The sequence below is a fragment of the Streptomyces sp. NPDC057743 genome (assembly GCF_042798755.1).
Lineage (GTDB): Bacteria > Actinomycetota > Actinomycetes > Streptomycetales > Streptomycetaceae > Streptomyces.
Genome location: NZ_JBHVJX010000006.1, coordinates 267,396 through 287,906, shown reverse-complemented (window position 1 = coordinate 287,906; position 20,511 = coordinate 267,396). Strand labels below are relative to the sequence as shown.

General features: G+C 71.4%; 18 protein-coding genes and 2 pseudogenes. 9 read left to right on the top strand and 11 right to left on the bottom strand.

The features are described from left to right. Positions 1-219: 219 nt before the first annotated feature. The 3 genes from ACFVFQ_RS09705 to ACFVFQ_RS09695 form a co-directional block, all read right to left on the bottom strand. Entirely contained in the window at positions 220-2,880 is a 2,661-nt protein-coding gene (locus ACFVFQ_RS09705) for a bifunctional FO biosynthesis protein CofGH (protein WP_383411494.1), read from the bottom strand. Between the two features lie 209 nt (positions 2,881-3,089). After that, positions 3,090-3,491 carry a VOC family protein gene (locus ACFVFQ_RS09700; RefSeq protein ID WP_383411491.1) on the bottom strand — a complete coding sequence of 134 codons (402 nt, stop codon included), beginning with the start codon at positions 3,489-3,491 and terminating at the stop codon, positions 3,090-3,092. A 316-nt stretch (positions 3,492-3,807) separates the two neighbouring features. Further along, on the bottom strand, positions 3,808-4,632 hold the full coding sequence (locus ACFVFQ_RS09695) for a TIGR03619 family F420-dependent LLM class oxidoreductase (protein ID WP_383411488.1): 825 nt from the start codon (positions 4,630-4,632) through the stop codon (positions 3,808-3,810). Positions 4,633-4,871: 239 nt separating this feature from the next. On the opposite strand from ACFVFQ_RS09695, the gene ACFVFQ_RS09690 reads away from it, so the two are divergent. Together ACFVFQ_RS09690 and ACFVFQ_RS09685 are read left to right on the top strand one after the other, a co-directional pair. Next, the gene (locus tag ACFVFQ_RS09690; protein ID WP_383411561.1) at positions 4,872-6,407 is read left to right on the top strand and encodes a CehA/McbA family metallohydrolase; all 1,536 of its coding nucleotides are present in this window, start codon (positions 4,872-4,874) and stop codon (positions 6,405-6,407) included. 21 nt (positions 6,408-6,428) lie between these two features. Then, positions 6,429-6,572 carry a hypothetical protein gene (locus ACFVFQ_RS09685; protein ID WP_383411485.1) on the top strand — a complete coding sequence of 48 codons (144 nt, stop codon included), beginning with the start codon at positions 6,429-6,431 and terminating at the stop codon, positions 6,570-6,572. A gap of 393 nt (positions 6,573-6,965) precedes the next feature. On the opposite strand, the gene ACFVFQ_RS09680 is transcribed toward ACFVFQ_RS09685, so the two are convergent. From ACFVFQ_RS09680 to ACFVFQ_RS09645, 8 genes are all read right to left on the bottom strand, one after another. Continuing rightward, positions 6,966-8,552 (bottom strand): APC family permease, encoded by a 1,587-nt coding sequence (locus ACFVFQ_RS09680; RefSeq protein ID WP_383411482.1) that lies wholly within the window; start codon positions 8,550-8,552, stop codon positions 6,966-6,968. Positions 8,553-8,870: 318 nt separating this feature from the next. Then, complete coding sequence (locus ACFVFQ_RS09675) at positions 8,871-10,322, bottom strand: aldehyde dehydrogenase family protein (RefSeq protein WP_383411479.1); 1,452 nt, start codon at positions 10,320-10,322, stop codon at positions 8,871-8,873. Between the two features lie 50 nt (positions 10,323-10,372). Then, positions 10,373-12,112: an amidohydrolase family protein gene (locus ACFVFQ_RS09670; protein WP_383411472.1), complete on the bottom strand. Its 1,740-nt coding sequence runs from the start codon at positions 12,110-12,112 to the stop codon at positions 10,373-10,375. A gap of 65 nt (positions 12,113-12,177) precedes the next feature. Further along, the gene (locus ACFVFQ_RS09665) at positions 12,178-13,314 is read right to left on the bottom strand and encodes an LLM class flavin-dependent oxidoreductase (RefSeq protein ID WP_383411469.1); all 1,137 of its coding nucleotides are present in this window, start codon (positions 13,312-13,314) and stop codon (positions 12,178-12,180) included. 156 nt (positions 13,315-13,470) lie between these two features. After that, positions 13,471-14,256 (bottom strand): SDR family NAD(P)-dependent oxidoreductase, encoded by a 786-nt coding sequence (locus ACFVFQ_RS09660; protein ID WP_383411466.1) that lies wholly within the window; start codon positions 14,254-14,256, stop codon positions 13,471-13,473. A 54-nt stretch (positions 14,257-14,310) separates the two neighbouring features. After that, positions 14,311-15,261, bottom strand: a complete 951-nt coding sequence (locus tag ACFVFQ_RS09655) for a TIGR03619 family F420-dependent LLM class oxidoreductase (protein ID WP_383411463.1) — start codon at positions 15,259-15,261, stop codon at positions 14,311-14,313. 317 nt (positions 15,262-15,578) lie between these two features. Next, positions 15,579-15,878, bottom strand: a complete 300-nt coding sequence (locus tag ACFVFQ_RS09650; RefSeq protein WP_383411460.1) for a hypothetical protein — start codon at positions 15,876-15,878, stop codon at positions 15,579-15,581. Between the two features lie 225 nt (positions 15,879-16,103). Continuing rightward, positions 16,104-17,330, bottom strand: coding sequence for a helix-turn-helix domain-containing protein (locus ACFVFQ_RS09645; RefSeq protein WP_383411458.1), 1,227 nt, complete (start codon positions 17,328-17,330; stop codon positions 16,104-16,106). A gap of 164 nt (positions 17,331-17,494) precedes the next feature. Here ACFVFQ_RS09645 and cyaB point away from each other — a divergent pair, with 164 nt between their 5' ends. The 7 genes and pseudogenes from cyaB (at position 17,495) to ACFVFQ_RS09610 (ending at position 20,466) form a co-directional block, all read left to right on the top strand. Further along, the gene (gene cyaB / locus ACFVFQ_RS09640; RefSeq protein WP_383411558.1) at positions 17,495-18,139 is read left to right on the top strand and encodes a class IV adenylate cyclase; all 645 of its coding nucleotides are present in this window, start codon (positions 17,495-17,497) and stop codon (positions 18,137-18,139) included. Then, a pseudogene (locus tag ACFVFQ_RS09635) lies at positions 18,106-18,408 on the top strand (GNAT family N-acetyltransferase); the annotation flags it as partial. The gene cyaB and the pseudogene ACFVFQ_RS09635, both read left to right, overlap by 34 nt. Before the next feature lie 140 nt (positions 18,409-18,548). Continuing rightward, positions 18,549-18,767 carry a hypothetical protein gene (locus ACFVFQ_RS09630; RefSeq protein ID WP_383411455.1) on the top strand — a complete coding sequence of 73 codons (219 nt, stop codon included), beginning with the start codon at positions 18,549-18,551 and terminating at the stop codon, positions 18,765-18,767. Continuing rightward, a complete protein-coding gene (locus tag ACFVFQ_RS09625) occupies positions 18,754-19,263 on the top strand; it encodes a DUF6879 family protein (RefSeq protein ID WP_383411453.1) in 510 nt (169 codons plus the stop codon). The genes ACFVFQ_RS09630 and ACFVFQ_RS09625 overlap by 14 nt, the downstream gene beginning before the upstream one ends. Before the next feature lie 65 nt (positions 19,264-19,328). Beyond that, a pseudogene (locus tag ACFVFQ_RS09620) lies at positions 19,329-19,385 on the top strand (hypothetical protein); the annotation flags it as partial. A gap of 21 nt (positions 19,386-19,406) precedes the next feature. Beyond that, a complete protein-coding gene (locus tag ACFVFQ_RS09615; protein ID WP_383411555.1) occupies positions 19,407-20,045 on the top strand; it encodes a DUF5753 domain-containing protein in 639 nt (212 codons plus the stop codon). Positions 20,046-20,277: 232 nt separating this feature from the next. Further along, positions 20,278-20,466, top strand: a complete 189-nt coding sequence (locus tag ACFVFQ_RS09610; RefSeq protein ID WP_383411450.1) for a hypothetical protein — start codon at positions 20,278-20,280, stop codon at positions 20,464-20,466. Positions 20,467-20,511 lie beyond the last annotated feature (45 nt).

Here is a 20,511-nt window from a genome sequence, read left to right as displayed (position 1 = left end):
TTCATAGCGGAGCTATGGGGGCATTTCGGCAACGCCGCGAGCGTGCGTGCCAGACGCCGCGACGCCGCGGAGATCCGTCAGAAGCGCCCTAGGGCGTCTTTGGTGGGTCAGGGTCGGATAGGCCCTGACGGCCGCCGGCGGCCGGGTGGGGAGGGCCCCCGCCCGGCCGGCCGCGCGCCGCCGCTGGGGCCTGGCCGATGGGCCAGGGTCGGACAGGCCCTATTCCACCACCGGCAGCAGCTCCGGCAGATGGCCGTCCGACGCCAGTGCGGCGGCCTGGCGCTCCGCGGGGACCGGGCCGTAGGAGGTCGTCCGGGGGCGGGCCGGGCGGCCGGCGAGGTCGGCGATGGCGACCAGGTCCTGGATGGAGCGGTAGGAGCCGTAACTCGACCCGGCCATACGGGAGATGGTCTCCTCCATCAGCGTGCCGCCGAGGTCGTTGGCCCCGGAGCGGAGCATCTCCGCGGCGCCCTCGGTGCCCAGCTTCACCCAGCTTGTCTGGATGTTGGTGAGGTGCGGGTGGAGCAGGATGCGGGCCATCGCCGTCACCGCGCGGTTGTCGCGGGTGGTGGGGCCGGGGCGGGCGATGCCGGCCAGATAGACGGGGGCGTTGGTGTGGATGAACGGCAGCGTGACGAACTCCGTGAAGCCGCCGGTCTCCTGCTGGATCCGGGCCAGCAGCCGGAGGTGGCCGAGCCAGTGCCGAGGCTGGTCGACGTGCCCGTACATCATCGTCGACGAGGAGCCGATGCCCAGCTCGTGGGCGGTCTTGATGACCTCGACCCAGGTGGCGGTGGGGAGTTTGCCCTTGGTGAGGACCCAGCGGACCTCGTCGTCGAGGATCTCGGCGGCGGTGCCGGGGATGGAGTCCAGGCCGGCGGCCTTGGCCTCGCTCAGCCACTCCCGGATGGACAGGCCGGTGCGGGTCGCCCCGTTGACCACCTCCATCGGTGAGAAGGCGTGCACATGCATGCCCGGGACCCGTTCCTTGACGGCGCGGGCGATGTCGAAGTACGCGGTGCCGGGCAGGTCGGGGTGGATGCCGCCCTGCATGCAGACCTCCACCGCGCCCACGTCCCACGCCTGTTGGGCGCGGTCGGCGACCTGGGAGAGGGAGAGGGTGAAGGCGTCGGCGTCGGTGCGGCGCTGGGCGAAGGCGCAGAACCGGCAGCCGGTGTAGCAGACGTTGGTGAAGTTGATGTTCCTGGTGACGATGTAGGTGACGGTGTCGCCCACGGTGGCGCGGCGCAGGTCGTCGGCGATCCGGCAGAGCGCGTCCAGGGCCGGGCCGTCGGCGTGCAGCAGGGCGAGCGCCTCGGCGTCGGTGAGCTTCGTCGGGTCGTCGGCGGCCTGGGAGAGCGCCGCCCGGACGTCGGCGTCGATGCGGGAGGGCACCATGCCGGGCGCGGCGGCCTCGCGCAGCGCCTCCCAGTCGCCGTAGACCTCGTCGAAGTCGTCGCGGCGGTCGGCGGTGCGGCCCTCGGTGTCGATGGTGCGGTGCAGGTCCGTGCGGCCGGAGGGGACGAACGCCTCGTCGGGCTCCTGCCAGGGGTGGCCCTCGACCACGGCGTCCTCCCGGGCCAGGCCGGTCTCCGGGTCGGCGAGGGCGGAGACGTGCGGTCGCAGCCGGGGGTCCAACCAGGGCTCGCCGCGCTGGACGAACTCCGGGTAGACGGCGAGCCGTTCGCGCAGCTCGAAGCCGGCGGCGGCGGAGCGCTCGGCCAGCTCGTCGATCTGGGGCCAGGGGCGCTCGGGGTTGACGTGGTCCACGGTGAGCGGGGAGACGCCGCCCCAGTCGTCGATGCCGGCGCCGATGAGGCGCCCGTACTCGTCGTCCACCAGGTTGGGCGGGGCCTGGAGGCAGCCGGACGGGCCCATGATGTGCCGGGCGACGGCCACGGTGGCGACCAGGTCATCCAGGGTGGCGTCCGGCATGCGGCGCATGGCGGTGTCCGACTTGGCGCGGAAGTTCTGGATGATCAGTTCCTGGATGCCGTGGTAGGCACGGGCGACCCGGCGCAGCGCGAACAGCGACTCGGCGCGCTCCTCAGCCGTCTCACCGATGCCGATCAGCAACCCGCTGGTGAGCGGCACGGAGCTGCGGCCGGCGTCCTCCAAGTGCCGCAGGCGGACGGCCGGTTCCTTGTCGGGCGAGCCGTAGTGCGGCATGCCCGGCTCGCTCCACAGCCGCTGGGAGGTGGTCTCCAACATCAGCCCCATGGACGGCGAGACGGGCTTGAGGCGCTGGAAGTCCGTCCACGACATGACGCCCGGGTTGAGGTGCGGCAGCAGGCCGGTCTCCTCCAGGATGCGGATGGAGATGGCGCGGACATAGGCGATGGTGTCGTCGTAGCCGTGCGCGTCGAGCCACTCGCGGGCCTCGGGCCAGCGGTCCTCGGGCTTGTCGCCGAGCGTGATCAGGGCTTCCTTGCAGCCGAGTTCGGCGCCGCGGCGGGCGATGGCCAGGACCTCGTCCGGGGACATGAACATCCCCTCGCCGGCGCGGCGCAGCTTGCCGGGGACGGTGGCGAAGGTGCAGTAGTGGCACTTGTCGCGGCACAGGCGCGTCAGGGGGATGAAGACGCTCTTGGAATACGTGATGACACCGGGGCGGCCGGCGGCCTCCAGGCCGGCGTCACGCACCCGGGCCGCCGAGGCGCACAGGTCCTCCAGATCCGCACCGCGGGCCTGGAGGAGCACCGCGGCCTCGGCGACGTCCAACGCCACGCCGTCCCGGGCCCGCTTGAGCGCCCGGCGCATCGCGTTGGCCGTCGGCCGCGGGGCCGCCTCGCTCGTGGCGGCCCCGTCCGACGCCTGGTCCGAGCCCTGCTCAGATCCCTGGCGAAGGCCCTGATCAGATCCCTGCGCGCTGGAAGTCATGCCCCGAGCATACGAGCGGGGACTGACATCTCCGCCGCCGGAGACGGTCGGATCGGTGTGCCACTGATCACGTTAAACGGAGGTTTCCTCCGGGGAGTTGGGCACGGCGGACCGGGCCGGGGCACTGGTGGGCCACCGCGGCCGACGACTCCGGTCGCCGCCGCGGGCGCGCCCCCGGTCGCGCGCGGGCTTGGCGAACCCGCCGCGGATCACATGGAGTTCAGCAGCTCCTCGGAGTAGGTCCGGGTCAGGAACTCCATGTTGTGGCCGTCGGGGTCGTTCAGGTACAGGCCCCGGCCACCGTCGTGGTGGTTGATCTCCTGGGGCTTGGTGTGCATCGGGTCCGCCCAGTAGGGCAGGTCGCGCTTCTGTATGCGCCCCAGGATCCCGTCGAACTCCTCCTCCGTCACCAGGAACGCGTAGTGCGTGGCGACGAACTCCCGGCCGCCGGCGACGTGCTCGGCGTAGTCGAGGGTCACCCCGTTGTCCATCTTGAGCGCCGCGAACGGCCCGTACGCCCTCGGTTCCGGGGCGTCCAGCAGCTCGGCGAGGAAGCGGGCCGAGGCGAACCGGTCCTTGCTGTGCACGATCGTGTGGTCGAGGCGGGGCATGGCGTCTCCCTAGGTCTCCCGGAGCTCGGCGGAACCCTCCGACGAGGCGTTCCACTGCCTTCACCACCGACGCTACGCCGGCCCGGCGCCACCGCGGATCGGTCTGTGGTACCGACCCTCGGGAGCCGCCGTACGCCGCTGGCCCCAGGGCGGCGCGTGGCACGGAGGACGGAGTCCGTTCGTCGCCTCACAGGCACCTACCGTGCCACCCAGGTACCTACCGATCACCGCCTCACAGGTACCGTTCACTGCCTCACGGGTACTGCTCACCGCCTCACAACTGCCGGTGACTGCCTCCCAAGTACCGTTTGCCGCCTCACAGGTACTGCGCGTAGTCGTCCAGGGTCCGCAGGACCTCCGCCTCCTCGGCGGGCGGCAGTTGGAGGACCGCCTCCGCCACCCCCAGCTCCCGGTAGTGCGCCAACTTCCCCGGGGTGGGCCGCACCGCGTACGGCACCACGTCCGGCTCGCCCGCGCGACCGGCGTCCGCCCAGGCCCGCCGCAGCGCCGGGAGGTCCTGGGCGAGGCCACGGCCGCCGATCGGCAGCCAGCCGTCCGCGCCGTCCGCGATCTGTGCGAACAGCTTGGGGCCGGCCGCGCCGCCCAGCAGGACGCGCGGCGCGCCGCCGACCGGCTTGGGGTGGGCAAGCGAGGCGCGGACGGAGCCGAACCGGCCCTCGTAGCCGGTGGGTTCGTCGGCCCACAGGGCGCGCATCAGCGCCAGCCGGTCGCGCACCAGGGCACGCCGGGTCGCCCACTGCACACCGTGGTCGGCCGCCTCCTCCACGTTCCAGCCGTAGCCGACGCCGAGGGTGAACCGCCCGTCGGAGAGGTGGTCCAGGGTCGCGATCTGCTTGGCGAGGTCGATCGGGTCGTGCTGGGCGACGAGGGTGACGCCGGTGCCGAGGCGGAGCCGCTCGGTGACCGCGGCGGCCTGGCCGAGGGCGACGAACGCGTCGAGCGTGCGGCCGTATTCGCGGGGCAACGGCTCGCCCATGGGAGCCGGGGTGTCCCGGGAGGCGGGAATGTGGGTGTGCTCGGGCAGATACAGCCCGTCGAAGCCGCGCTGTTCCAACTCCTGTGCCAGCCGGGCCGGCCGGATCGTCTCGTCGGTCAGGAAGATCGTGGTCGCGATCCGCATCCTGGGCGTCCTCCGCGTCGGGGTGAGGTGGGGCGTTGGGGGGTGTGGGGCGTGGGGTCAGGCGGGTGGGGTGACCGCATGGTGCCTCACCGTCCGCGGGTTATCCACAGGGCTTTTCCGGCGTGTCACATGCGCGTACAACGGTTTTCACGCGGCGAAACGAAGCTGGCCGCGGGATGCGGGGCTCGGGCCGCGGGGCCTGGGTGTGGAGCGTGGCTGGACAACGACCGGGGGCGGAGATGGAGCGACGCGAGGTACTGAAACTGTCGGCGGGTGCCGGTGCGGCGGGGGCGTTGACGCTGGGGCGGGTGAGCTTCGCCGAGGCGGCGCCGGCCGCCGGGCAGGGCGGAGGCGGGCCGGGCGGAGATGGGCCGGCCGAGCAGAGTCGCACGGTCCGGGGCCATCTGCCGCCCGGCGCACCGGACTTCGTCTACGTACCGGTCGACGTCCCGCACGGCGTACGGGAGATCGCGGTCGCGTACCGCTACGACAAGCCGCCGGTGCCCGACGGCACCGCGGGGAACGCCTGCGACATCGGCATCTTCGACGAGCGCGGCACTCAGCTGGGCGGTGCCGGCTTCCGCGGCTGGTCGGGCGGGGCGCGGCCCGCGTTCTTCCTGCGCGCCGACGACGCCACCCCGGGCTACCTCCCGGGCCCGATCAACGCCGGCACCTGGCACATCGCCCTCGGCCCGTACACCATCGCCCCGCAGGGTCTGAACTACGAGGTCACCGTCACCCTGCGGCACGGCCCCCAGGGGAAGACCCCGACGCCCGTCCATCCGCCCGAGCGGGCCCGGGGCCGCGGCCGTGCCTGGTACCGCGGGGACAACCACCTGCACTCCGTCTACTCCGACGGCAAGCGCACCCCGGCCCAGATAGCGGCCCTGGCCAGGGCCGCCGGGCTGGACTTCCTCACCACCACCGAGCACAACACCACCGCCAGCCACGGCGCTTGGGAGGGCCTGTGGGGCGACGACCTGCTGATCCTGACCGGGGAGGAGGTGACCACCCGCAACGGGCACGTGGTGGCGATGGGCACCGACCCCGGCGTCTTCATCGACTGGCGCTACCGCGCGCGGGACAACGCCTTCGGACGGTACGCGCGCGCCATCCGCCGGGCCGGCGGCCTGGTCATCCCGGCGCATCCGCACGCCACGTGCGTCGGCTGCAACTGGAAGTTCGGGCTGAACGAGGCCGATGCGGTGGAGGTGTGGAACGGCCCGTACGGCCCCGACGACGAGATCACCCTCGCGGAATGGGACAACACCCTGGTCACCCACGTCCGGGCCGGCCGTGGCCCGTGGCTGCCGGCCGTCGGGCACAGCGACGCGCACCGCGATCCGGACGTGGTCGGGCTCCCGCAGACCGTGGTCCTGGCCGACGACCTCTCGCGCCGCGCCCTCCAGGACGGCATCCGGGCGGGCCGGGTCTGGATCGCCGAATCCTCCGCGATCGACCTGTCGTTCGCCGTCACCGGCGAGCGCGGCGAGCACGCCGGGATCGGCGAGCGCCTGCACCTGCCGGGCGGTTCCCGGGTCACCGCCCGTCTGACCGTCTCCGGAGCGCCGGGCTGCACGGTCTCCTTCGTCACCGACCAGGGCGTCCGGCACACCATCCCGCTCCCCCCGTCCGGAGCCGGCACGATCACCTGGTCCACCACCCCCGACAACGCCGCCTACATACGCACCGAGCTCCGCCACCCACCCGCCACGCCGGCCCTCCCGGGCCCCATGGCCGCCCTGACGAACCCGATCTTCTTGGGGGAGTGGTGAGTTGGCCTTGGTGAGGTGGCCATGGGTGAGGTGGCCGCGGGCGAGTCGGTGAGGCGGGCCGCGGACGAGGTCGCCGATGGCGAGTTGGCCACTGGCGAGAAGGCCGGTGGTGAGTCGGCCGCGGGCGAGAAGGCCGGTGGAAAGGAGTGCAGCTGCCGCGGGTGAGGGGGCCGTGGGTGAGGCGGCCGGTGGTGACATGGCCGGTAGCGAGTCGCTCGCTAGCGAGATGGCTGCTGGCGAGGCGGTGCGGCGAGCCGCGGACGAGGTCGCCGGTGTCGAGTTGGCCGCGGGCGAGTCGGTGAGGCGCCGCTGCCGAGGTAGCCCGTGACGAGGCGGCCGCGGGTGAGTTGGCCGCTGGCGCGGCGGTGGCCGGTACGCCGGCGTGTGGCAAGTGGGCGCTGAGCCGCGTGACCTGCGTGAGTCGCGTGAACCGTGTGAGTCACGTGAGCCGCGCGAGCCGCGTGAGCGCTGACTGGCGGGGAGGTGGGGGTGGGGGTGGGGGTGGGGTGGGCGGGGGGAGCGGGGGAAGCCCCCGGAGAGCCCCTACCCCACCCACCCCTACCCCTCAACCACCAACGCCCGCGTGGACGTTGTGAGGATCTCGCCGCGGAAGAAGGCGGGGCTGCGGCGCTGCATGAGCAGCATGAGGGCGGCGCCGAGGAGGAGCAGGCCGACGCCGATGAGGAAGACCGAGCCGATGCCGAGGACCGAACTTCCCGATCCGTAGGCCGGGTTCCACATATCGATCAGGGTCTTGCAGAAGACCGCGGCCAGCAGGAGCCCGCCCAGCAGCGGGAAGACGCCCTTGAGGAAGAAGTCACGGACGGAAGCACGCAGCGCGCGGCGGAAGAACCAGGCGCAGGCGAAGGCGGTGATCGAGTAGTAGAAGCAAATCATCAGGCCCAGCGCGTAGATGGTGTCGATCAGCACGTTCTGGCTGATGAGGCTCATCGCGGCGTAGAAGACGCCGGTGGCGATGCCGGCGGCGACGGTGGCCTTGCCCGGGGAGCGGAAGCGCGGGTGGATCGTGGCGAAGGAGGCCGGCAGCGCCTCGTAGGTGCTCATCGCCAACACGGTGCGGGCGACGGGGATGAAGGTGGTCTGGAGGCTGGCGGCGGCCGAGGCGAGGACGGCGACGAAGAGCAGCACGCCGAGCACGGTGCCCATGACGGGGTTGGCGAGGGCGGCGAAGACGTTGTCGGCGGTCTGCGGGTTGCCGAGGCCGAGGCCCTTGCCGCCGACGCCGGCGAACATCTGGGCGGCGACGGCGGTGAGCAGGTAGGAGCCGATCAGCACGACCATGGCCAACAGGGCGGCGCGGCCGGGCGTCTTCGCGCTGCCGGCGGTCTCCTCGTTCACGGTCAGGCAGGTGTCCCAGCCCCAGAACATGAAGATCGAGAGGGAGAGTCCGGCGGTGAAGGCGGAGAAGGACTTCACCGCGAAGGGGTCGAGCCAGGTCCAGGAGAAGTGCAGGGAGCCGGTGAAGTCCCCGGTGCGGGCCTTGACCACGGCCAGCGCCACGAACACGGCGAGCACGGCGAGTTGGAGGCCGACGAGGGTGTACTGGACGCCCTTGGTCGCGGTCATTCCGCGATAGCTGATGGCGGTGGCCAGCGCGATGAAGGCCAGGCAGGTCAGGACGTGTGCGATCCGGTTGTGGTCCAGGGCGGCGATCGCGGGGCTGCCGGTGAGTTCGCCGAGCAGGAGGTAGAAGAACGAGGTGGCGACGCCGGCCAGGTTGGAGAGCACGATGATGGTGGCGATCACCAGGCCCCAGCCGCACATCCAGCCGACCCACGGCCCGAACGCCTTGACGGTCCAGGTGAAGGAGGTTCCGCAGTCCGGGACGGCCTTGTTCAACTCGCGGTAGGCGAAGGCGACTAGCAGCATCGGCAGGAATCCGGCCAGGAAGACGGCCGGCATCTGCACGCCGACCTCGCCGACCGTGGGGCCGAGCGTCGAGGTGAGGCAGTAGACGGGCGCGACGGTGGAGACGCCGATGACCGCGCTGCCGAGCAGGCCGACGGAGTTGCCGCCAAGGCCCTTGTTCCGGGTGTCACCGGAGCCACCGCGGGCGCTACTGCCGGTAGCGGCGAGGCTCGTTACCGTGTCTCCGGCCTGGGGCCGGGGGTCAACCTGAACCATGAACAGGACGTTAAGTGCTGCTGTTTTCGTATCCGGAAGATCGCCCTCCGGGGGCACTAGCTTCACTCCACAGGAAAAGCCGTCGCTCCAATCACCTAATCCCATGGGGAAGTTGAGTTAGACCTTGGAGTCTATGGCCGCACGGGAAGCCTTCCGCATTGCGGGAACCGCAGCACTGTCCGTTTTGACCGGGTTCTAAAATTTCCCGTCCGGATTCCGAACGTCACCTTCCGGCCATGTTGCGGCCCTACGGTCGGCCCGCACCGGCCGGGCCCGCACCCACGGCCGGCCGGGCCCGCACCCCTCGTCTCCCGCCCCTCACCCCGGCCACACGATCGCCTGGAGCTCGCTGTACGCGTGCAGCGCGTAAGAGCCGACGTCCCGCCCGACGCCGCTGCGCTTGAAGCCGCCGAACGGCGCCTCCATGTTCCGGCCGACGGTGTTGACGCCGACCCCGCCGGCCCGCAGCCGCCCCGCCACCCGGAAGGCGCGGGCCACATCGCCGGACCAGACGTAGTCCAGCAGCCCGTAGTCGCTGTCGTTGGCCAGCTCGACGCCCTCCTCCTCGTCGTCGAAGGGCACCACCGTCACCACCGGCCCGAAGATCTCCTCGCGGACCGCCCGCATGGTGGCCGTGCAGTCCGCGAAGAGCGTCGGCGCCACATAGAAGCCGCGCGCCAGATCCGGCCGCTCGCCACCGGTGACCAGCCGGGCCCCCTCCTTCACCGCGAGCGCGAGGTACCCCTCGACGCGGTCCCGGTGCGCGGCGGAGATCACCGGCCCGACGACCGTGCCCGGCCGCCGCGGATCGCCGACGGTCAGCCGCTCCGCGTACCGGCCCAGCCCCGCCACCAGCCGCTCGTAGATGCCGCGTTGGGCCAGCACCCGGGTCGGCGCGGTGCAGATCTGGCCGCTGTAGAAGGAGAAGGTGGTGCCGATGCCGGACACCGCGGACGCCAGGTCGGCGTCGTCGAAGACCAGCGCCGCGCCCTTGCCGCCCAGCTCCATCAGCTGCCGCTTCATCCCGCGGCCGCACTCCTCGGCAATGCGGCACCCGACCGCGGTGGAGCCGGTGAAGCTGACCATGTCCACGCCGTCCGCGGCCACCGCGGCCTCGCCGACCTCCGGCCGCGATCCGCTGACGACGTTGACCACCCCGGGCGGAACGCCGGCCTCCGCCAGCGCCTCGGCCATCCGGTACACCGACAGGGGGTCCTGCGGGGCCGGCTTGACCACCACCGTGTTGCCCATCGCCAGCGCCGGTGCGACCTTCCCCGCCGCGTTGGCCCACGGGTTGTTGTACGAGGTGATGCAGGTGACCACGCCCACCGGGCGGCGCACCGCGACCGCGCCGAAGACGCCCCCACCGCCCATCGGCCCGGCCTCGTTGATCTGCGGTGGCACCGCGGTCTGAACCGGTTCCAGCGCGCCGCGCGCGTACCGGGCGAAGCGGGCCGCGGAGACCCCGACCTGGAGGGCGCGCGCCGTCCCGGTCGTCGCGCCGCTCTCCGCCTGCGCCAGCTCCGCGTACCGGGCGGACTCCCGGCGGATCACCCGCGCGGCCCGGGAGAGGACGGCCGCGCGCTCCTCGGGCGCGGTCCGCGACCAGCCGTCGAAGGCGTCCCGGGCCGCGTCCACCGCCGCCGCGACCTGCGCCCGGCCGGCCTCCGGGGCGTGCCCGACGACCTCCTCGGTCGCCGGGTCGAGCACCGCGTAGTGCCCGCCGTCGGGCTCCACCCACTCCCCGCCGATGAACAGCGGCTGGACCAACGGCCGCCCGGCCCCAACTCCCCCGCGCCCGCCCCTGGTTCCACCCCCGCTCACCGCGTGCCCACCGTCCTCGTGTCCCGCCCCGAGCGCAGTACGGTCCCGGGCACCGCGCCGGTCACCGCGTCGTCCCGGATCGTCTCCACCCCGTTGACCCGCACGCTGACCACGCCGATCGCCCTGGAGTCCAGCCGCGGGCTGTCCCCCGGCAGGTCGTGCACCAGCGTCGCGGCGCCCGCGTCGATCCGTTCCGGGTCGAAGAGCACCAGGTCGGCGTGGTACCCCTCGGCGATCCGGCCCCGCTCGCGCAGCCCGAAGAGCTGCGCCGGGTCGTCCGTCAGCATCCGCACCGCCCGTTCCAGCCCGACCAGCTTCCGGCCGCGCAGGCAGTCGCCGAGGAAGCGGGTGGTGTACGGGGCGCCGCACATCCGGTCCAGGTGGGCGCCGGCGTCCGAGCCGCCCAGCAGGACGTCCTCGTGCTGCCAGGTCTGCTGCCGCAGTGCCCAACTGGCCGGGTCGTTGTCGGTCGGCATCGGCCAGAGCACGGTGCGGAGTTGGTCGTTGGCGCAGATCTCGGTCAGGCAGTGGAAGGGCTCCTGGCCGCGTTCGGCGGCGATGTCCCGCACCACCCGTCCGGTCAGGCCCGCGTTGGCCGCCGAGTAGGTGTCCCCGATGACGTAGCGGGCGAAGTCGGTGAGCCGGCGGAAGACGCCGGCCTCCTTGCCGTGCGCGCGGCGCAGCAGTTCGGCGCGGACGTCGGGGTCGCGCAGCCGGGCGATCCGCTCGGGCACCGGCAGGCCGAGGACCTCGCCCCAGCCCGGTATGAGGTTGAGGGCGCAGAAGGTGCCCAGCGACATGTTCATCGGGGTGAGGATCGGCATGGTGAGCGCCACGATCCGGCCGCCGGCCTTGCGGGCGCGCTCGCTGGCGAGGAGTTGCCGCGGCACCCGTTCGGGGACGGCGGCGTCGATGGTCAGGACGTTCCAGTTGAGCGGGCGGCCGGCCGCCGCGGACATCTCCACCAGCAGGTCGATCTCGTCGTCGGCGAACTGGTCCAGGCAGCCGGCGACGATCGCCTCGATCTGGGTGCCCTCGTGGTCGGCCACCGCCCGGGAGAGCGCGAGCAGTTCGGCGGGGCGGGCGTGCCGGGAGGCGACCGGTGCGCCGTCGCCGTCGGCGTGGCTGGACGACTGGGTGGTGGACAGCCCCCACGCCCCGGCGTCCATCGCGTCGTGGAACAGTCGCAGCATGGCGTCGAGTTGGGCCGGCGTGGGCTGCCCGCCGACCGCGTCCGGTCCCATCACGTGCCGGCGCAGCGCGCAGTGCCCCACCATGAAGCCGGCGTTGACCGCGATCTTCCCGTCCAGCGCGTCCAGGTACTCCCCGAACGTGTGCCAGTTCCAGGGCGCGCCCTGTTCCAGCGCGACCAGCGACATCCCCTCGACCCGGCTCATCATCCGCCGGGTGTAGTCGGCGTCGTCGGGCCGGTCGGGGTGGAGCGGGGCGAGGGTGAAGCCGCAGTTGCCGGCGGCGACGGTGGTCACGCCGTGGTTGAGGGACGGGGTGGCGTAGGGGTCCCAGAACAGTTGGGCGTCGTAGTGGGTGTGCGGGTCGATGAACCCGGGGGCGAGGACCAGCCCCTGCGCGTCCTCGCTCGTCCGGGCCTCCTCGGTGACGGTGCCGGGCCGGCCGATCGCCGCGATCCGCCCGTCCCGGATGCCGACGTCGGCCGCGAAGGCCGGCGCGCCCGTGCCGTCCACGACGGTCGCGGCCTGGATGAGGTGGTCGAGCATGGCGTGCGTCCTTTCTGGGGTGCGGGGCGGGTGGGGCGGGCGGGTGGCGCGCGGGGCGGGTCGGGTCAGCCGGCCGCCGCCCCCGCCGCCCGCCGGAAGCGGGTCGTCCGGTGCACCGGGTCGGTGTCGATCTTCGGGATGACGTGCTCGCCGATCAGCTTGATGGTGTTCATGGTGTCCTCGTAGGAGATCCCGATCGGCAGCCCGAAGGAGAGCTGGTCGGCGCCGGCCTGCTCCCAGCGCTTGCACTGCCGCAGCACCTCGTCGGGATCGCCGCAGATCATCAACTCCTCGGCGATCAACAGCTCGACGAGCTCCTCGGTGTACTCGGGGAGCAGCTCGGGCCACTGCGGTATACCGTCCGGCCGCGGGAAGGTGTCGTGGTAGCGGAAGAGCAGCGACTGGAGGTAGTTGAGCCCGCCGCCGACCGCGATCCGGACCGCCTCCTGGTGGGTCGGTGCGCAGATGGCGGTGGACGTCACCATCACGTTGTCGTTGACGAAGTCCCCAACCGGCTCGGCGTCCTTGACCGCGCTCTTGTACGCGTCGACGACCCACTCCATGTCGGCGACCTTCTGCACGCTGAAGCCGAGGACGCCCAGCCCCTTCTTCCCGGCCATCGCATACGAGGACGGCGACCCGGCGGCGTACCACATCGCCGGATGGGAGGCCCCGTACGGCTTGGGCAACACCTTGCGCGGCGGCAGCTGCCAGTGCTTCCCCTTGAACCCCTGGTACTCGTCCTGGAGCCACATCTTGGGGAACTCCGCGATGGTCTCCTCCCAGATCTCCTTGGTGTGGTTCATGTCGGTGATGCCCGGCAGGAACCCCAGGATCTCGTGGCTGCCGGCGCCCCGCCCGGAGCCGAACTCGAAGCGTCCGGCGGAGAGATGGTCGAGCATGGCGACCTTCTCGGCGACCTTCACCGGGTGGTTGACGGGGGCGAGCGGGTTGAAGATGCCCGAGCCCAGGTGGATGCGCTCGGTCGCGTGGGCGAGGTAGCCGAGGTAGACGTCGTTGGCGGAGAGGTGGGAGTACTCCTCCAGGAAGTGGTGCTCGGACGCCCAGGCGTACTTGAAGCCGGACCTGTCCGCCTGGATGACGTACTCGGTCTCCTCCATCAAGGCGTGGTGCTCGGCCTCCGGATCGGCCTGCGCGCGCGCCGCGGGCACATAGCCCTGCACAAAGAGCCCGAATTCCAAGGGGGTTCACCGTCCCTTACCCGCTGCCGCGGGCGGCAGCTCGTTTCTGACGTACCGTCAGATTTGACGACGGCACCGACTGTTCCAGCGGCGCCGGAACCCGTCAATACCCGCAACAGGCAAAGCTGACGAGGCATCAGCCCGCACTGCCGGGGCTCAGATCGGGCTCACCCCGGCCAGCCACCCCCCGTCGATCACGAACGGCTGCCCCGTGATGTACGACGAGTCCTGAGAGGACAGGAAGAGCGCCAACCGCGCCACCTCCTCCGGCCGCCCGATCCGCCCCAGCGGCACCAGCTTCCGGTACAGCCCCTCCACGGCCCGCGCGCTCTCCTCCGGGTCGGCACCCGGGTCCAGCGCCGCCGGGTTGGTCATCGGCGTGTCCACCGCCCCCGGGCAGACCGCGTTCACCCGTATCCCCTGGGCGGCCAGCTCCAGCGCGGCCACCCGGGTCAGCCCGACCACCGCGTGCTTGGTGGCCGCGTACGCCCCGACGAACGCCATCCCCGTCAGCCCCGCGTACGAGGCGGTGTTGACGATCGTCCCGCCACCGGCCGCCGCGATGCGGGGCGCCACCGCCCGGATCCCCAGAAAGCACCCGGCCTGGTTCACCGACACCACCCGCTGGAACTCCGTGAGCGGCGTGTCCACCAGCGCGTTGAACCGCAGTATCCCGGCGTTGTTCACCAGCCCGTCGATCTTCCCGAACGCCTCCTCGCCGGCCTCGACCAGTGCCGCCCAGTCCCCCTCCGCCGCCACGTCCAACCGCACGAACCGAGCCCACTCCTCCCCCAACTCCGCGGCCAGCGCCTCCCCTTGCCCCTCCAGCACATCCCCCAGCACCACCCGCGCCCCCTCCGCCACGAACAGCCGCGCCTCCTGCTCCCCCTGCCCCCGCGCCGCCCCGGTGACGACGATCACCCGCCCGTCCAACTTCCCCATATCCCGGCCCTCCTACGGCCTACGCACGGACAGCGCCCCTCCGCCCTCGCCCCCTCAACCGCCCAACAACGGCCCCACTTCGGCCCCGAAGACCCCGACCTGCTCCACCAACTCCTCCCGCCCCCGACTCCGGAACCGCACCTGGATCTGCCGCACCCCCATCGCCCCGTACTCCCGCAACGACTCCGCGATCCGCTCCGGCGCCCCGACCAGCGTCCGCCGCCCCACGTCCCACCCGGGCTCCCCCACATACACCGGCTCCGCGATCGCCCCGATCTCGATCGGCTCGCCCACCCCCGCCTCCTCCCGCAACCGCAACAACTCCCCTATTTTTTGGGGCAGTTGCTCCCTCCGATCCCCCTGCGGCAGCCACCCGTCCCCCCGCACCGCGGCCCGCCGCACCGCCGCCGGGGACGAGCCCCCCACCCACACCGGCGGCCGCGGCCGCTGCACCGGCCGCGGCGCCTGCCCCAACCCCTCGAACGCGAACCGCTCCCCCGCGAACTCCGGGAACTCCTCCTCCCCCAACGCCACCTTCAACGCGTCGATCGCCTCGTCCAGCACCGCCCCCCGCCGCGCGAAGTCCACCCCGACCGCCGCGAACTCCTCCCGCACGTGCCCGGCGCCGACCCCGAGGATCAGCCGCCCGCCCGACAGCCGGTCCAGCGTGGCGTACTGCTTGGCGCTGATCAGCGGGTGCTTGAGGCCGACCACCGCCACATGACTGAGCAACCGCACCCGCTCCGTCACCGCCGCCAGATACGACAGCGTCGCCACCGGGTCGTACCAGACCGTCCCCATCGCCGTGGCCAGCTGCCGCGGGATCGCCACGTGCTCACAGCACGCGACGTACGCGAACCCGGCCCGATCCGCCGCCCGCGCCACCGCCACCAGATCCTCCGGCCCGGCCCCCGCCTCCCACCCCTCCGCAAACACCACACTCTGCGCCTGCACCGGCAGTTGCATCCCATACGACAGCGCACCCTGCGACAGCACTTCCACCATGCCCCGAACCGCCCTTCCATTGCCGGGCCGCCACCTCACGACCCAGTGGTCCGGCAATGGTGATTGCTGACACACCGTCAGACAAGGGGCGGGGCGCGTCGAACCGCGCCTCAACCGCGGCCATCTCGTCATCAATCAACGCCGGGCCCCTGAAGGGCCCTGCCTCCCCCGGTGCTTCGACGCTTCGAGGAAAGCAGGACCCTGTTCCCACACCGCACCTCCACAGTGCGGCTTCCTTCAGGGGAGCGCCCGAGACGCTCCCCGCAGGACGGACCGGGCCCCGGGCAGCGCCTGCTGGGGCCCCGTCGGGGGAGCTCCTAGCCGGGGACGTCACCCGGCTCACCGAGCCGGGCACCGCGGCTGACCGCCACCCGGCGGACGTCCCGCAGCGCGCGCGTCAAATGACCGGCGAGCGACCGGAGTTCGCGCTCCGACAGCTTCGGCTCGCCGAGCATGCCGTCCGCATGAGCGGCCAGCCTGTCCGCCATGTCGAGCTGAACGGCCTCAATGCGGTTCGCGACCCGTGAGACATACCCCTTCCCGTCCCCCAGGAGGAAGCAGGTCTTCCCTTCGGGCGTCACCCACGGCAGCAGCCGGGGCTCCGGCGACTCGCTCATCGTCCGACCGTCTCTCGTCGATGCCGGCCGGACGCGGGCAGTAACAACCGCAGCAGCGGCTCGAAGACCCAAGCGCTATGTTGGCGCATGTCGTCAACCTCCTGGTGGTTGATGGCCACGCCCCCGGGCCGGTTGCGTCGGTCGCGGGGGTCTTGGCCGGTCGCGTACGGATCGACCGTAGGGCCACCTGGAGGAAAGAGGAGGCACAGTTTGTGCCCCCCTGCCTCATGCCGCCAACGCACCGATTTTCACGGCGAGTTCGCTGGCACGTCGGCGGTGTGCCGGGCTCTTGGACTCGGACTCTTCCAGAACGATGCGGCGGGCGTAGCCGTTGTAGCGGATGGTCTCCGGCGCGGTCTCGTACGCCTTGCCCAGTGCTGCCAGCGCAGCGTCCGGCTGTCCGTCGAGCTGGTACCCGCGGGCCTCCTCGATGCGGTGCCGGGCCCGACGCGGGCGGGACGGCAGGGCGGCGGTGGCGTCCGAGGCGGCCGCCTGCCGAACGCTCTCCGGGCCCGAGTGCAGTTCGACGGCGATGGTGACGGCGTGCGCCCCCATGACCGCGCGGGAGAAGGAGGTCACCGGGTGGTAGTAGTCGAGGGGAAGCCGGCGGGCCACGCTACGCGCGGTGTCCCAGTAGCGCCAGGCGGTTCCCGTGTCGCCCCTTCGAGCGGCGGTGTACCCGGCCTCGAACTGCAAGGCGCCGGCGATGGCGAGCACATGGGCGTCCGCATCCGGCAGCAGCGGCTCCAGATGGCGCAGGGTCGCCAGGTTGACGGCGTCCGCCGCGTCGAAGTGGGCGTGCCCGCTGTCCCGGTGGGCCTGCGTCGCCAGCCACGCGGCGACGCCGACGGCATGCGGATCCTCGGATTCCTGGGCCGCGACCATGCCGCGCTCCACCGCCCGCCACAGCAGCGCCGCGTCCGGCTGGTAGGCGAGGAAGAACTGGCTCAGGCCGTACACCTCGGCCAGCAGCCCCTGCGCTTCCCTGCGCTGCCGCGCCGAGTCAGCTTGCAGAACCGCCAGTTGGGCGTCCCGGATCAGCTCCGGCAGCAGCGCACCGATGACCTCGCGGTGGTTCGGAGCGGAGTGCCGGGCCTGCCACGCCCGCGCCAGGCGTCCGCGCAGATGCCCGATGCCCGGTGCCGGCTCCACGGTCGCCAGGGGAAAGGCGTCGAAAGCGGCCTTCACCTGCGGCAGCCGCGGGTGGCCCGGCCCGGTGAACATCGCAACGGAGAGCGACTGGTCCCCGGTGAGCTCCGTGAGGTCCCCGACCCGGAGCACCTCGGCGATCCGCAACACCATCGGGAGTTTGGGCATCTGCAAGCGCCCTCCCTCCACCTGCTTGACCCAACTCGGCGACTTCCCCAACAGCCCGGCGAGCACGATCCGACTCATACCGCGGCGGGTCCGGAGGATCTGCATGCGCTGGCCGAAGACGACCGGTTCGGCCATTGGATCGGGCGTAGCATCAAAGGACACGGCCTTGCCCCTCTCTGGACAGCTCGTCACTGCCAGCGTACGGGGCGAACCGCACCCGCCGCCCCCACGCACAGACCATGCGACCGCCTTCACGAGGCCCTTGGGAGGCCGCACTTGACCGCTTCGGAGTCGATGTGTTGATCGAAGCGGAGCTGAAGGCTCGGGTGCGAAATGCCAACTATGTGATGGCGCGCCTTGACGATAAGGCGGAGGGGCGATCAGAGCTCTACCGCGACACCTACTACGACGACCCGGCCGGGACCCTCGGCGCGCAGGACCGGGAGTTGCGGGTCCGCACGATTCACAGTGGCGGCTCGACGCGCTCCGTTCTCACCTACAAGGGTGCCCGCGTCGATGCGCGCTCGGGCTCGAAGCCGGAGCACGAGACGCGCGTGGACAGCCCGGAGGCCGTCCACGCCATGCTGCGGGGACTCGGATACGTTCCGACCATCGCCTTCCAGAAGCAGTGCCGGAACTACGAGTTCCGTGCCCGCGGCCGCAGCCTGCTTGCCACCCTCGTCCACGTACCGGAGATTGAAGGGACATTCCTGGAGGTCGAAACCCTGGTGTCGGAGGAAGATGCGGCGGGACTTCCTGCCGCGCTGGAGGACATCCGGTCCGTGATGGGAGAACTCGGCCTGCAGGAAGCCGACTTCACAACAGAGCTCTATACCGACGAGGTGGCCGCGCGCCGCGCCCCGGCCCGCGGAACGGGCACCGCCCCACCAGTGTCAGGCACCGCGGGACCACCGGCTGGTGGGACCGCCTCACCACCCCCGTGACCGACGAGCTCCGACACGAGGACGGGCACCGGACGTTCGGGCTGATGGAGCTCGCCGTCCGAGCTCCATGGCGCCGGCTCGGCGTGGCCCGGCGCATGCACGAGGCACTCCTCGCCGGGGCGCGGGAAGAACGGGTCCTGCTCAACGCCCGGCCGGACGCCGCCGCAGCCCAGGCCGCCTACCGGTCATGGGGCTACCGCAAGGTCGGCGAGGCCCACCCCTGGGAGGGGGCGGATCTGCACGACGTGATGGTGCTGGCGCTCCGGTGACTGTGAAGGGTACGGACACTCCCCGCAGTTACCCGCGCACAACCTTTCCTGTTGTGGAAAGGGCCACTCCTTGACCAGCCCATTCCCGCATCGGAGCATCAAGCGTGACGTAGGTCCGCCGAAGACACCGAGGGGAATGCATGGCCACCGAGCCACTGCGGAAACTGTCCGGTTCACCGGACTGCAAGAACGGCACCTGCCCGACCCTGTGGGCCAAGACCGCCACCAACGACTACGTGGTGCAGGGCTACGCAATCAGCGATCCGGAAGAACTGGCCCAACTTGATCTACCCGAAGGGGAAACTGCCGTACGGATTCCCGCTGCGGTCCTGGAGGGATACTTCCGTGCTCAGCGGTGAACAGTTCGGTCGGCTCTTCGACGCCTACGAGCGGACGGGGTTCCGGCTGGAGACGCTGCCCGAGTACGACGTAGCGGAGGAGCGCGAAGAGATCGCGCGCTTCCTGGCCGGGGAGGACATGGGCCCGGAATGGGCCGACAATCCCTGGGTGCGGTCGATGACTGACAAGGGCAAGCAGGTGTCCCGAGTCCACGTCCTCACCTCGCCGTTGACCGACTACCTGCGATACGAACTGGCCGCGTACCCGGGCAACATCAAGGCCGGGGAATCCATCGGGATCATCGACCTAGCCGAGCAGACCGTGGCAGGTCTGCCTGATCACGACTTCTGGCTGTTCGACGACCGGCAGGTGTACCGCATGCACTACACGGAGAAGGGCGCATTCATCGGCGCCGAGCTGCTGCCTCCGGACAAGCTCAGCGCATACCGGGGCTATCGGGACGTGGCACTGCGCCATGCCGTGCCGTTCGCGGAGTACTGGGAGCGGCAGCACTGAGCACGGAGTCCATCGGCAGAGCCCTGCGGACGCTGCGCGTCGCCTCCGGACTGACCGGAAGCACCGTGGCCCGCAGGGCTTCCATGTCAGCGGGAAAGCTGTCCAAGGTCGAGAACGGGCGGACGCTGCCCACGCTCCAGGACGTGGACCTGATCCTGAGCGCCATCGGCGTTTCCGAAGTCGTGAAGGGCGAATTCCTGGCTACGGTCCGGGCGGAAGTCACCGAAGCGACTGCGTGGCGCCTGCTGCGCCGCATGGGGCCGTGGAAGCACCAACACACCATCAAGGCCATTGAGGCCACCACCATGCATCTCAGGCTTTTTCAGGGGCAGTTGATTCCAGGTTTGCTCCAGACCCCCGAATACTCATCCGCGGTGTTCGGCCTGCCCCCGGAACTACCCGAGGCGACCAGGGCTCGAACGGTGGCGGCACGGCTTGAGCGCCAGGCGACGCTCCACGAAGCTGAACGGAGCTTCCACTTCCTGATCTGCGAGCACGTCCTCCGCTGGCAGATCTGTGAACGTGCCGTGATGGCCCTGCAGCTCGATCGGCTGGTTTCCCTCGCCCGGCTACCCAACGTCCGCATCGGACTCGTGCCCCAGAACGACCGCCTGCCGGACTTCCCGATGAACTGCTTCAGCCTTCACGACGATCGACTAGTGATCACCGAGACATTCCATGCCGAGTACACCACTCGCGACCCCAAAGACGTGGAGACCTATAGCAGACGTTCGCTCGATTCTCCCAAGTCGCCCTGTACGGCGACAGCATGCGAGAGCTGACGGAAGAAATCCGGGACGAATTCTTGAGATAACGGGAAACGGCCTAGGCGCCCTGCCCCCACCCAACGACGATGGTTTCTCAAGCAATTGAGCAAGCCCCCGCCCCGGCCGCGGAAACCTGGACAGTCGAGCGCCCGGAGCGGGTGACCCAGCCGCAGGAACCCTGCGGGTCCACGGGCTGTGCCTCGACGGTACGGCGGCACGGCCCCTTCAGGAAAGAGGAGGTTGGTGGATGAGCGTCGCGGACGTGGAGACCTACGCCTCGCGCACGCCCGACGCCGAAGGCTGGCGCGGCATTCCGTTCCGGCACCCCCGGGCGTTGGGGTGCGTCGCGCAGGACGACGGCGGGAAGCACGACGGGGGCCCGATGCCCCCGGAGGCGCCGCGCGACCCACAGCCACAGGGCGGCGACGGCGAATAGCCCCCTGGCCCCGGCCGGTGGCCGCTTAACGACCGGCTGACCCGA